We start from the raw sequence: 12969 nt of genomic DNA on the forward strand, positions 1-12969 counted from the left end.
ATTTGACCGCAGAGGGAGGATACGGACGGCTCTTTTTGGGGGAATAAATTGTGGAATTGCCCGGGGAACAGAGGAGGGGCAGAGCCCCGGTGGGCCACCGAGTTGTCGGCGCCACCGGTCGCTGCAAAATGCGGTTAGTCCTGACGCTCGGTCACTTCCAGCAGGTGGTAGCCAAACTGGGTTTTTACCGGGCCTTGCACTTCATTCAGCGGCGCGCTGAACACGACTTTATCGAATTCTGGCACCATTTGGCCCGGACGGAATGAGCCCAAATCGCCGCCGTTACGGCCCGAGGGGCATTTGGAGTGCTCTTGTGCCAGCTTGGCGAAATCTTCGCCGCCCTGGATTTGGGCTTTGAGTTCGTTACAGGCGGTTTCGCTTTCAACCAGAATGTGACGTGCAGATGCTTGTGCCATAGTGATGTCTCTCTTCAATAATAAGCGGTGTTAGGGTTAACCATAGGCCGCGTACGATAATCGGTTTTGCGGCGCATATCCAGACGCAGGCGGGCGAACGCTCGTAGAACTAACCAACCTTTACGCTTGCGCTGCGCTTGGGTGTGTTCAGACCGTGTTATCCCGCCTGCTATTGGCGTTTTTAATCAATGCCGGTATTAACGGTTTGGCTGCAAGAGGATGAGCGGCTGCGTCAGCTGCCCTCGATACGAAACCCGACTTTCAGGCCAACCTGGTAGTGTCCAACTTTACCGTCAACAATATGGCCGCGGGTTTCGGTGACTTCAAACCACTCCAGGTTTTTGATGCTTTTATGGCACTCGGCCAGCGCGTTTTCGATGGCCTCTTCGATGCTGTTGGGCGATGAGCCGACAATTTCTACTTTTTTGTAGGTGTGGTGGTTAGACATAGGTATCTCCTTTTCTAAGACATGAACCTTGCGTTCAGTAAAGCCGGTGAATGTGTTTAAGCATAGACGAGCGTTGTTCTGGTCTGGATCATTTTCGTGTTGTTTTCGGAGTACACCCTTAGCATTGCCCGCGCGTTAATCTGGCTTTGCTTTTGGTGCGATTGTTTAAGCGTAAGAACAGGTAACGATAACAAAAGATTTATCCGCCGAATGTCTATGCGTTAGTGCTCATTTTTCAGTTTCAAATGAAAAAAGGTTTTCAGCTGTGACCCACTTCTCTGTGTTTTTTGGCTTTTAAGAGAATGATGTGCGCGAGCTGAATGGTATCGGTTACATGTTGTTTGGATGGAGTGACAATGTGTTGTTCCCGACGGATTGATGGCGGTATAGATAATAACGCTTTGGTTTTAAGCGCAAAAATCCGCAAGCGTTTGGCGTAGTTTTTTATTTTTAAACGCCAGCTTTTAGCGCTTTGTTCAGCTCTGTTTTTTATTGGTTTAACAATAATGTAAAGCAATGGAGTGAACCTATGATAGATAAACGATTAAGGCCCATCTTACCTGTAGCGCTGGCGGCAACGCTTGCTGTGGTGACCGGTGGCGTGCAGGCCAATACCGTTACCGGTATTCATCAAACCTCTGCCACGTTAACGGTGCAGAACGACTGGGGCAGTGGTTATTGTGCGTCGGTTTCAGTGGATAATGGCGGCAGCGCCGCGCTGAGCGGTTGGCAGGTCACCCTGCAGGCCAATAACTCATCCATTAACAATTTATGGAACGGCAATTTAAGCGGCAATGCTGTGACCAATATGGGTTACAACGGCCAGGTAGGTGCGGGCAGCAGCACGAGCTTTGGTTTTTGTGCCACGGCGAGTGCGGCGCAAAACTATTTGCCCGAGCTGGTTGCTCTGCAGGTGAATGGGGGCGGTGGCAGTTCGTCGTCCAGTAGTTCGTCATCCAGCAGCTCTTCGGAGTCATCGTCGAGCTCGTCGTCTTCGAGTTCAGAGTCTTCATCTTCAAGCTCAGAATCGTCAAGTTCATCCACCAGTTCGTCTTCCTCAAGCTCGGGCGCTGGCAATCTGATTCCTAACTCTGCCAGTAACGGTTGGCCTTACTGTCGCAATGCGGCGTCAGACCCGGACGGCGATGGCTGGGGGTGGGAGAACAGTTACTCGTGCATTGTGTTCGAGTCGGCCGCCGACCCGGGCCCCGGTGATTTTCCTTACTGCCAGATAGGCGCCGAGCAAATTACCTTGTGCTCCGCCGATAATGGCAGCTGGGGCAGTGAAAACGGCGCGGTGTGCTTGTCGCAAAGTATGTGCCCCGGTATGGGCAGTAGCGAGCAAAGTGCTATGCGTGACGTGCCGGTAAACCCCAATGCCAGTGCCAGCACGGTGGCGGTTTACGATTATCTGCAATCTATTTGGGGCCGCTATATGCTCTCGGGGCAGATGGATCAAACCTGGCAAGACGCCATTGACCAGACTCAGCGTGTGATTAACGACACTGGGCGCGCTCCGGCGATGATGGGTTACGACTTTATGAACTACGGTTTGTATTGGAATGGTATTTCGGGTCTGACGCAAACCGAAGAGGCTATAGAGTATTGGAACCAGGGCGGCTTGGTGAACTTTACCTGGCACTGGCGCGACCCGGATGCCGCAGAGGGTGTGATCGGTGAGTTTTATACCGAAGACACGGACTTTGTGATCCCCATTGCCAACGGAGAACTGGATACCGCCAGCGCAAGCTTTGCCAACATTGAAGCCGATGTGGATATGATTGCCGCTGAGCTGCAACGTTTGGAAGACGCCGATGTGCCCGTGTTGTGGCGCCCCTTGCACGAGGCCTCGGGTGGCTGGTTCTGGTGGGGTCGCAGTGATCGCACCGACGGTGTTCCCGCCGCTTACGCTCAAGTGGTTTTGTGGCGTTACCTGTACGACCGTTTAACCAACCATTACGGCCTGGATAATTTAATTTGGGTGTGGAACGGTCAAAGCGGTGCCTGGTACCCCGGCGATGAGTATGTGGATATTGTCAGCCACGATATTTACGACGGCCAGCAAAACTACGAGTCGCAATCGGATGTGTATGAACTCACAAAGGCTTACCCCCACGAGGTAAAAATGGTGGCGCTCAGTGAGAACAGCAACATCCCGGACCCCGACCAAATGGCGGCCGACGGTGCCTGGTGGTTGTACTTTATGGTGTGGAATGATGGTGACACGGCCGAGGGCGTAAGCAGTTCGTCGAATTTCTGGACCGGCGAGTACTACAACACCAACGCGCATAAATCCCACGTGTATAACCATGAACGGGTGATTACGCTGGACGAGTTGCCGGACTTTCCATAAACGTTTTACGCACGCTAAAAAAGGCGTGAATAAGGGCGGGCCATTTGGCTCGCCCTTTTTTGTGCGCTGAATAAAAGTAGCTGCCCGGTTTAGAAGGGCACCGGATACTCCCTGTGCACGGCGGCAATATCGGCGAGTACCGTGTCGTTTAAGGTAATGGCAAAGGCATCAATGTCTTCTTTAAGTTGGTCCATGCTGGTGGCACCGATAATGGTTGAGGTAACGCCATCCACCTGATTGCACCAAGCGAGCGCTAATTGCGCCGGGGTTAAACCGTGCTTTTGTGCCACATCGCAATAAGCGCTTACAGCGGCGTTACTTTGTTCGGTATCGCGAAACAACCCATTGCGCTGCGCTTTGCTCCAGCGGCTGCCTTCGGGGCGGGCACCGTTCAGGTACTTACCGGTTAGTGCACCTGCGGCCAAGGGGGACCAAGGCAAGAAAGCCACCTGCTGGTGAACGCAGTTTTCAATCAGGTAGGGCCAGTCTTTGCTGTGCAGTAAATTAAATTCGTTTTGAATGGCCGTTACCCGGGTGAGTTTGTGCTGCTCGGCTAAACGCACGTATTCATTAATGCCCCACGGGGTGTCATCCGACAGGCCGAAGTGGCGAATCTTGCCCGCTTTTACGCTTTCATCCAGCGCCTGCAGAATTTCAAGCATTTGCGCCGAGTGCGCAGCGGTGTCCACATCGGTAAAGTGAATACGACCCGGGGCGTGTTTGCCAAAGTGCGGCGAGGTGCGGTTGGGCCAGTGCAGCTGGTACAGGTCAATATAATCGGTTTGCAGCCGGGCGAGGGAATCATCGATGGCCTTAATAATGGCTTCGCCGGTGATGTCGCCACCGCCTCGAATGTACTTAAGCCCGTTGCCGGCAATTTTGCTGGCGAGATAAAACTCGTCGCGGCGGCCGGGGTTGGCGGCAATCCAGTTGCCGATAATGGTTTCGGTGGTGCCGTAGGTGTCGGCGGTGGGCGGTACCGCGTACATTTCGGCGGTGTCGATAAAATTGATGCCCTGCGCCAGCGCGTATTCAATTTGCGCGTTGGCGTCTGCCTGATTGTTTTGTGTGCCCCAGGTCATGGTGCCCAGGCAAACCCGCGACACAGACAGCCCGCTGTGGCCCAGTGTGCTGTAGTCCATAGGTAGTCTCCGGTTGGTAGGTTAACAGCCTTGTAGTATGGGGGCAGTTCCCGCTAATCGCTACGTGACTTACGTTACTTGATTCTCTCAATTGTGTGGATGTCTGTTTTTTGTTTAGGGAGTACCATCGAAACCAGAGAAAGTTGTGCAAAAAAGCTCGCATGGCTCACCTTGGCGTCGTTAAAATTGCGAACCGATTCAGATTCTCCGCTGTTAAATTTTTAGGACGTGTTTTGACCGATATCAGTTTGATGCAACTATTGCTCGCCAACCTTGCGTTACTTGCGGGTTCTTGCTTACAGGGTGTGGCGGGTTACGGTATTGGTACGCTTTCGGCACCACTGTTGTTTTTGATCAGCCCTTCACTGGTACCCGGTGTGGCTGTTGTGAATGCAGTTTTGCTCAATGTTCTTATGCTGATACGCAATCATCAAAGCCTGAGTTTTCGCCAGGTGCGTTATGCCATTGGTGGCAATATTATTGGGACCGCACTGGCCGCGCTTACCCTTACGGTATTAAGTGCTCAGGGGTTTGATTTGGCGTTTGGCGTACTGATATTGCTGGCCGTTGCCATAAGTGTGATGGGGGTGAAGCCTCGCCTGACGGATCGCAACAGCATTTTAGCAGGGGGCGCGTCGGGGTATATGGGTACCATAACCGCTGTAGGCGGGCCACCGATCGCGCTGATTTATCAAAATGAAACCGGGCCTTTGGTGCGTGCTAATTTGTCGGCCTTTTTTCTCTTTGCCTGCCTTGCCAGCGTCGTGGCTTTGGCCCCTGCCGGTTTTATTGGCAGCAAAGAGCTGACCTTGTTTTTGTGGACTTGCCCCGGCGTGTTTGTCGGCTTTTGGTTGTCCGGGCTCTTGGTAAACCGTCTGCCTTTTTCGGCATTGCGGCCCGTTATTCTTTCTATTGCTGCATTGGCCGGTATTGCCGCTGTTGCTCGTGGGGTGCTGTCTTATTAGCGGATGTTTTTACCGTGATGCTGGTTAAGCAAGAGCCCCCTCAATAGGTTGTGCTCGGTGTTTATGGGGCGCTAACTGGAAATGGTGCGTAATAGTGGGTGGTTGTGTTTGATGATCAGTGTTTGGTTTTTAGTCATACGTAGGCGCTGTCTACCCTATGGTGGGCCGCGGTAAACCTTCACTCTTTGCGCTCTTCTCTCTGAGAGTCTTCTGCCGACGGTTAGCCGTGTTATCAGCAGGAGAAATGTTACACCACGGCAAATTTCCCACATAAAAAAACGGGCCACCTGGCCCGTTTTTTTGCGTATTAAGCGATGATGCTACAAACCGTAATCGCTGCGGCGCACCACTTCTGTTTCTTTCAAGTAGCTGTCAATGCGTTCGACATCGGCGGGGGTTAACATGCCGGCCGCTTCGCGTAAATTGGTCATTTGAATCAGGTAATCGTAGAGCGCGTTAGAGTAATCCCGGCGCGCCTGATACAGAGATTGCTGCGCCAGCAGCACTTCAACCAGGTTGCGGGTGCCCACCTCAAAACCTGATTGCGTGGCTTTTACGGCGCTTTCGTTGGAAACGATTGCTTGTTTACGCGCTTTGACTCGCGCCACGCCGGTTTCTACCGCCAGGTGCAGCGAGCGGGTGTTTTGAATAACGTTGCGCTGTTGAAAGTTAAATTGCTCGTCGGCCTGCATGGCTTGGGCGTATGCCTGACGACGCTGGCCCGAGGTGCGCAGGCCGCTAAAAATGGGCACGCTCAGATTGATGCCGACGTTGTAGCCATCTTGGTCGTTGTAGTTAAACGGAATAGAGTCAATGTCGGTTTCGGTATCGGATTCATTGTATCCGGCACTCAGTCCCAGCGTGGGCAGGTGATTGGCGCGAGCGGCTTTGGCTTGTTGTTCAGCAGCGTTAGCCGCCTCACTGACCGCCTTGAGCGTAAAGTTGTTTTCCAGAGCGAATTCTACCCAGCTGTGGCGATCTGCCGGTGACGGTGGAACAACGGGAAAATCTTCACCTAACGGTGCGATCGCATCGTGGCTTTGGCCGGTGATTACTTCAAGGGCTTCGTAGCTGATACCCAGCTGGCCGCGTGCCTCAAGAGTGGCCGCTTGAGCGCTGTCGTAGGCGGCCTGGGCGTCGTGTACGTCTGTGATCGGGGTCAAACCCACTTCAAAGCGTTGTTTGGTTTGCTCTAACTGTTGCCCTAAGGCCTTTTCTTCGGCCAGAGCCACTTCAAGGTTATCGATAGCACGCAGTACGTTAAAGTAGGCTTCTGCCACACGCACAATCAAGTTTTGCTGGTCGGCTGAATATTGCGCTTTCGCCTGTTCGCTCAAGGCGGCACCTTGCTGGTAGGTGTGCCATGCGTTCAAGTCTATCAGCGCCTGATTTAAGTCTAGCCCCCAGCGGGTGACTTCACTTTCTGTGGTGCCGGCGGGGGTGAGTGATGCCTCACCGCTGCGAATTTCATACGCAGAGTCGGTTTCACTGTAGCTGACACTGGCCGAACCGTTAATTTGTGGCAGCAGGCCAGCACGGCCTATCGTTTTGTTTTCCAGTCCGGCTTCGAAGGCGGCTTTATCGGCTTTTAACTGGGGGTCGTTTTCCAGTGCCAGGTTGTAAATGTCGAGGATCGAATCGGCTTGAGCGCTGCTGCTTAGAGCAATCAGGGCTGCAAGAAAGTAACGTTTTGTCTGCTTCATTGGGTATCCCGGTAGGTCTCGCGTCCGTTTTTGTGACCGCTAAGACGCTGGCGTCACAAATTTAGTTGCACCGTGCTGTGTGCGATTTTAATACAGGCCAGAGTTTAGCGGTTTGCAGGCTCAAGGTCGAGATGAATAAACGTTCATTTTTTCAAGAGGGGGGTAAAAAACCGTAAACACGACGCTTTACAGTCATTGGCTTGTTCTCTAGACTGCCGGTTCTGTCTTGTCGGGGTGCTTTGCGTCGCAAAGCTGAGAGAGTCCCGTCGACCTGATCCGGTTAGTACCGGCGTAGGGAACGAGCGCTTATGATTGAATGTATCTATTCTGTTTATCGGGTTTGTTGCACCCGATTTAACGTCGCTGCCAAAGTGGTAGCGCGTGCGCTGTTTCCTCGCCCTCACCAGGAAGCAGCTTATGCCCCCATCTTTATCTTCCTCCCGTAGCACTGCGTCTGCGTGCGTAGCCCTGACGGTTGCTGGTAGCGACAGCGGCGCAGGTGCTGGCGTTCAGGCAGACTTAAAAACCTTTGCGGCATTGGGCGTTTATGGCGCGTCCGCTATTACCGCGTTAACCGCACAGAACACCCGAGGCGTGCAGGCGGTTGAGGCGGTAACGCCGCAGTTTGTAGCGCGTCAGGTACAGTCAGTGCTTGAAGACATGCCCGTTAAGGTGATTAAAACAGGTATGTTGGCGAATGCCGCAATTATTCAAACCTTAGCGCAGTCGCTGCCCAGCTCTATTCCCCTGGTGTTAGACCCGGTCATGGTTGCTACCAGTGGCGATCGTCTGCTGGCCGATGACGCACTGCAGGCGCTACGGCACACGCTGATACCGCGCGCTTACCTGATGACTCCCAACCTTCCCGAAGCCGCTGCACTGTTGGATGAGCCTGTGGCGCAGAGCGTCGAACAGATGACCGAGCAGGCGCAGAAGCTACTGGCCTATGGCGCAAAAGCGGTGTTGCTAAAAGGAGGGCACCTTCAGCACGGCGATGAAGCGGTGGATGTGTATCTGGATCAGCACCAGTGCGAGTTACTGCGAGCCCGTCGCGTGCAGACACTCAACACGCACGGCACGGGTTGCACCTTGGCTTCAGCTGTGGCGGCTTTTATGGCCCGTGGCTTACAGACTTTTGAGGCATGCCGCGAGGCTAAACATTATTTAACGGGCGCCTTGGCCGCAGCTGACCGCTTGCAGGTTGGCCGTGGTCAGGGGCCTGTAGACCATTTTTACGCGTTTTCTTATGCATCTGTGGCAGAAAACCTGCCAAATACCCAGGAGATTTCCCATGACCCAGAATAATCAAAGTACCGAGAGAGTGTTGAGTGAAAGTGCGCAAGTTGACAATGCTTCGGTGCAGCCTTTTCCTCGCTCGGAAAAAATATATGTCAAAGGTTCACGGAACGATATTCGAGTGCCCATGCGGGAGATTAGCCTGGACGACACGCCGACAGACTTCGGGGGGGAAACCAACCCCCCCGTGCGGGTTTACGATACTTCTGGGCCTTATACCGATCCGGCGGTTGCGGTAGATGTGCGCCAGGGGCTGGCGGATATACGCAGCCGTTGGATTGAAGAGCGTGAGGACACCGAGCAGTTAGAGGGCATGAATTCGGAGTTTACCCGAGAGCGCCTGGCCGACCCTAAGCTTGCCCACCTGCGTTTTAATCATCACCGGGTGCCACGCCGTGCCAAAACGGGAAAAAATGTGTCGCAAATGCATTACGCCCGCCAAGGGATTATTACCCCCGAGATGGAATACATCGCGATTCGTGAAAACATGGCTCTGGCGCAAGCGCGTGAGCTGGGAATTTTAAATAAGCAGCATCAAGGCAATGATTTTGGTGCTGCCATTCCCGCAGAGATTACCCCAGAGTTTGTGCGCGATGAGGTGGCTCGTGGTCGTGCGATTATTCCTGCCAACATTAACCACCCCGAGCTGGAGCCGATGATTATCGGTCGTAATTTTTTGGTGAAAATCAACGGCAATATCGGTAATTCAGCGCTTACCAGCTCCATTGAAGAAGAAGTGGAAAAGCTCACTTGGGGGACCCGCTGGGGTGCTGACACGATTATGGATTTATCCACGGGGAAAAACATTCACGAAACTCGTGAGTGGATTATTCGCAACTCTCATGTGCCCATTGGCACTGTGCCGATTTATCAAGCGCTGGAGAAAGTGAATGGCGTTGCAGAAGATTTAACATGGGAAATCTTCCGCGATACGTTAATCGAGCAGGCTGAACAAGGGGTGGATTATTTCACCATTCACGCCGGGGTGCTGCTGCGTTATGTGCCGCTCACCGCCAAGCGGGTTACTGGTATTGTCAGTCGCGGCGGCTCGATTATGGCCAAGTGGTGTTTGGCGCATCATAAAGAGAACTTTCTCTATACCCACTTTGAAGACATTTGCGAAATCATGAAGGCCTATGATGTGTCTTTCTCGTTGGGGGATGGACTGCGCCCTGGTTCGATTGCGGATGCCAACGACGAGGCTCAATTTGGCGAGCTGGAAACCTTGGGCGAACTAACCAAAATTGCCTGGAAACACGATGTTCAGTGCATGATTGAGGGGCCGGGCCATGTCCCCATGCACATGATTAAAGAAAACATGGATAAACAGCTTGAGTGTTGTGATGAAGCCCCTTTTTATACCTTAGGCCCTTTAACCACAGATATTGCTCCCGGTTACGATCATATTACCTCGGGTATTGGCGCGGCCATGATCGGCTGGTACGGCTGTGCAATGCTTTGTTATGTGACGCCCAAAGAGCATTTGGGGCTGCCTAACAAAGACGATGTAAAAGAAGGTATTATTACCTACAAAATCGCTGCACACGCGGCGGATTTGGCTAAAGGTCATCCGGGCGCGCAATTACGCGATGATGCATTGTCCAAAGCGCGCTTTGAATTTCGCTGGGAAGATCAGTTCAACCTAGGGCTGGACCCGGATACCGCACGCGAATATCACGATGAAACTCTGCCGAAAGACTCGGCCAAAGTGGCCCACTTTTGTTCCATGTGTGGGCCCAAGTTTTGCTCTATGAAAATCAGTCAGGAGGTTCGCGATTACGCCGCCGAAAATGGGCTGGGCCTGGATGATAGCGGTGAACAGGTAATCCGAATGCTAGACGTAGAGGCCGAAATGCAGGCTAAGGCTGAAGAGTTTCGCGAAAGCGGTTCGCAGTTGTATCACAAAGTATAGGAAGATTAATGAGTAAAAGCCCCGATTTAGCACCACCTGTTTTTAATCGTGATGATGTCAATATTACTGAGCGCGAGGAGCTGTACCGGGGCTTTTTTCATGCCGAGAGGGTGCGTTTATGCCACCGCCAATTTCGCACGGGTGAGTGGGGCGAGTCGCTGACACGGGAGCTGGTTCATCACAAAGAAGCCGTTGGTGTGTTGTTGTACGATCCTGCGCGTGACGAGCTTGCTTTAGTAGAGCAGTTTCGTATCGGCGCGCTGGAAGAAAAAGCTGGCCCCTGGTGTCTTGAGGTAGTCGCCGGAATGGTCGAGCCAGGTGAAACGCCGCCTGAGGTTGCACGCCGCGAATTGCTGGAAGAGGCGGGCGTAGAGACTGTTGAGTTGCGTTATATCGGTAATTATTTAGCCAGCCCCGGTGGTTGCGATGAGAAATTGCACTTGTATATTGGCTTGTGCGACCTCACTGATGCGGGAGGCATATTTGGTCTGGCGGAAGAACACGAAGATATTAAAGTGCACGTTCTTCCCGCGGCAGAAGTGCTGGAGTCTTTATATACCGGCCGCTGGAATAACCCCGCTGCCTTAATTACATTGCAGTGGTTGGCCATGAATCGTCAATCGTTAATGAGTGAGGTGTAACTCATCGCTGTTAAAGAGCGCTATAAAGTAGATTTTCCACGCCACATGGCTCAGTGTGAAGCGAATTATTGGCTTTTGCTGAAACTAACGCCAGGTCTGGAGTCGCGCGATGACTGGCGATTTGCTGTCGATCAGGGGCGCAGTCGTTGGGAAATGCACATCGAAGTCACCGAGCGTATGCGCTATACCACTACACTGCGCGTACGCCGTGAAGATGACAATGGCAGCGAATGGTTACAAAGTCCGCAACTGCTGGTACGCCTGTATCACGATGCGGCTTTGGCCGAAGTGCTGGCCTGGGAGGGGCATCGCCGCCTTGAAGCGCGTTATGACTACCCCAATCAAAAAATGTATCAAGCGGATGAAAAGTCCCAATTCAATCGTTTTTTGGGTGAGTGGCTTAACCACTGCTTAAAGAACGGCCACTCTTTGCACGAAATCACCTTGTCTTAAACCGCATACGCTTTGCCGCTAAAAAATGGGGTGGGCGTCATAGTTTTGTCGGCTGGTACTGTAGTTCTATAGATTTGGCGTCTATTACCGTTTATTGTTGTATCGATTTTCTGCTAAGGACGCAGGGTTGGTGTAACAAAAAGGACTCTTTTCAGCAATGGCGGCGAATGTGATACCCACACACAACAACGGTTTACCCGTACGGTTGATTCAAATTACCGATACCCATCTGGGCTCGGCCGACGGTGAGACTTTATTGGGCTTGAATACGGACCAGAGCTTGGCTGATGTGCTGGCGCTGATTGCTCGTGAGCAGCAGGAACCTGCGGCGGTTGTGTGTACTGGGGATATTGCCAGTGAGCCGGATGCGGACTGCTATGGACGGTTTCTCGACACGCTGCAACGAAACTTCACCTGCCCCTTAGGCTGGTTGCCAGGCAATCATGACCTTGCTGAGGTTATGTTGAAGGTCGAGCATGCCGCTCAGCCCGCACATCGCACTATGCGGGTAGGTGGTTGGTTACTGGTGTTACTGGATTCAAGTGTGCCCGGGTATGTTCATGGTGCCTTGAGCGAGTCAGAAATGACCTTTCTGCGCGATACCTTAAATGAACATTCAGATATACCTACGTTGATAATGCTGCATCATCAGCCCGTACCCGTGGGCAGTGAATGGATTGATCAGTACCTCGTTCGTAATCATGCCGACTTTTTTGCAGCTTTGGCGCACCATGAGCAGGTTAAGGCCATCAGTTGGGGGCATGTGCATCAAAATTTTGAGCGGCTGGCCGATGAGCGGTTATTATTAGCGACACCATCTACCTGCGTACAATTTAAACCGGGCTGTGATGATTTTACCGTAGATACGCAGATGCCAGGCTACCGCTGGTTTGATTTATACCCGGACGGGCGCTTGGAAACCGGTGTGTCGCGGGTAACCGATAAGAGTTATGTCATCGATTATAAATCGGCTGGTTATTGATCTGGGCTAGCCCCTGTTGAACTGGTCTCAATCAAGGCTTAAATATGTCTGCTGTTGTTTATTTGCACGGTTTCTTAAGCTCGCCGCTTTCTGTTAAAGCGCAGCAGATGAAAGCGTGGCTTAAAGCGCAGCAGCCAGATCTCAGCTTTCATTGCCCGCAGCTAACCCCCTATCCTGCGCAAACTCAAGCAGAACTAAAAGCGTTAATGGAGTTTTTGCAGCCAGAGCCCGTTTGGCTGATCGGCAGCTCCCTTGGCGGCTACTGGGCTACCTGGCTTGCCGAGCACTACAATCGCCCTGCGGTGCTGGTGAATCCATCGGTTGAGCCCTGGCAATTTATGCCTGAATTTTTGGGTGTTGACCTAAAGGCCTATCACACCGATGATAGTTACCGCTTGGATGCCCGCCACATTGACGAGATTCGCGCGTCTGACTGTACCCCCATCAAGCGACCCGAAAATTATTGGCTGATGGTGCAAACTGGCGATGAAACTTTAGATTACCGTCAGGCGGTAACTAAATACGCGCACAGTAAACAGTTAGTGGAAGAGGGCGGCGATCACAGCTTTGTAGGCTTTGAGCGGCATTTGGGCGCGATCATAGATTTTTTCCGGACGTTTGAAAAAGCGGCCTCTCGTTAATTTTACGTAAAAAGAAG

At 52.5% G+C, this 12969-nt stretch carries 12 protein-coding genes and 1 riboswitch; of the genes, 8 read left to right on the forward strand and 4 right to left on the reverse strand.

From position 1 onward, the window contains the following. Window positions 1-134: 134 nt before the first annotated feature. Together D568_RS0101775 and D568_RS0101780 are read right to left on the reverse strand one after the other, a co-directional pair. Window positions 135-416 carry a peptidylprolyl isomerase gene (locus D568_RS0101775; RefSeq protein ID WP_020207846.1) on the reverse strand — a complete coding sequence of 94 codons (282 nt, stop codon included), beginning with the start codon at window positions 414-416 and terminating at the stop codon, window positions 135-137. A gap of 232 nt (window positions 417-648) precedes the next feature. Beyond that, the gene (locus tag D568_RS0101780; protein WP_020207847.1) at window positions 649-864 is read right to left on the reverse strand and encodes a dodecin; all 216 of its coding nucleotides are present in this window, start codon (window positions 862-864) and stop codon (window positions 649-651) included. Between the two features lie 529 nt (window positions 865-1393). On the opposite strand from D568_RS0101780, the gene D568_RS0101790 reads away from it, so the two are divergent. Further along, entirely contained in the window at window positions 1394-3217 is a 1824-nt protein-coding gene (locus D568_RS0101790; protein ID WP_020207849.1) for a glycosyl hydrolase, read from the forward strand. An 89-nt stretch (window positions 3218-3306) separates the two neighbouring features. Here the strand turns inward: D568_RS0101790 and D568_RS0101795 are convergent, their stop codons facing one another. Next, the gene (locus D568_RS0101795; RefSeq protein ID WP_020207850.1) at window positions 3307-4359 is read right to left on the reverse strand and encodes an aldo/keto reductase; all 1053 of its coding nucleotides are present in this window, start codon (window positions 4357-4359) and stop codon (window positions 3307-3309) included. Between the two features lie 233 nt (window positions 4360-4592). Between D568_RS0101795 and D568_RS0101800 the strand changes: the two genes are divergently transcribed. Beyond that, window positions 4593-5324: a sulfite exporter TauE/SafE family protein gene (locus tag D568_RS0101800; protein WP_026286790.1), complete on the forward strand. Its 732-nt coding sequence runs from the start codon at window positions 4593-4595 to the stop codon at window positions 5322-5324. A gap of 320 nt (window positions 5325-5644) precedes the next feature. On the opposite strand, the gene D568_RS0101805 is transcribed toward D568_RS0101800, so the two are convergent. After that, window positions 5645-7027 carry a TolC family outer membrane protein gene (locus D568_RS0101805; protein WP_020207852.1) on the reverse strand — a complete coding sequence of 461 codons (1383 nt, stop codon included), beginning with the start codon at window positions 7025-7027 and terminating at the stop codon, window positions 5645-5647. 220 nt (window positions 7028-7247) lie between these two features. Beyond that, window positions 7248-7342, forward strand: a riboswitch (TPP riboswitch). Between the two features lie 102 nt (window positions 7343-7444). Here D568_RS0101805 and thiD point away from each other — a divergent pair. The 6 genes from thiD to D568_RS0101835 all read left to right on the forward strand — a co-directional run bounded on the left by thiD (window position 7445) and on the right by D568_RS0101835 (window position 12952). Continuing rightward, window positions 7445-8332: a bifunctional hydroxymethylpyrimidine kinase/phosphomethylpyrimidine kinase gene (thiD, locus tag D568_RS18905; protein ID WP_020207853.1), complete on the forward strand. Its 888-nt coding sequence runs from the start codon at window positions 7445-7447 to the stop codon at window positions 8330-8332. Next, window positions 8319-10235 carry a phosphomethylpyrimidine synthase ThiC gene (thiC, locus tag D568_RS0101815; protein ID WP_020207854.1) on the forward strand — a complete coding sequence of 639 codons (1917 nt, stop codon included), beginning with the start codon at window positions 8319-8321 and terminating at the stop codon, window positions 10233-10235. Before thiD ends, thiC begins: the two co-directional genes overlap by 14 nt. Before the next feature lie 8 nt (window positions 10236-10243). Then, on the forward strand, window positions 10244-10876 hold the full coding sequence (locus D568_RS0101820) for an NUDIX domain-containing protein (RefSeq protein ID WP_020207855.1): 633 nt from the start codon (window positions 10244-10246) through the stop codon (window positions 10874-10876). Window positions 10877-10921: 45 nt separating this feature from the next. Beyond that, a complete protein-coding gene (locus D568_RS18910; RefSeq protein ID WP_020207856.1) occupies window positions 10922-11329 on the forward strand; it encodes a DUF1249 domain-containing protein in 408 nt (135 codons plus the stop codon). Between the two features lie 169 nt (window positions 11330-11498). After that, on the forward strand, window positions 11499-12311 hold the full coding sequence (cpdA, locus tag D568_RS0101830) for a 3',5'-cyclic-AMP phosphodiesterase (protein ID WP_026286791.1): 813 nt from the start codon (window positions 11499-11501) through the stop codon (window positions 12309-12311). Between the two features lie 44 nt (window positions 12312-12355). Then, window positions 12356-12952, forward strand: a complete 597-nt coding sequence (locus tag D568_RS0101835; RefSeq protein ID WP_020207858.1) for a YqiA/YcfP family alpha/beta fold hydrolase — start codon at window positions 12356-12358, stop codon at window positions 12950-12952. The last annotated feature ends 17 nt before the right edge of the window (window positions 12953-12969 follow it).

This window comes from Gilvimarinus chinensis DSM 19667 (assembly GCF_000377745.1).
Classification (GTDB): Bacteria; Pseudomonadota; Gammaproteobacteria; order Pseudomonadales; family Cellvibrionaceae; genus Gilvimarinus; species Gilvimarinus chinensis.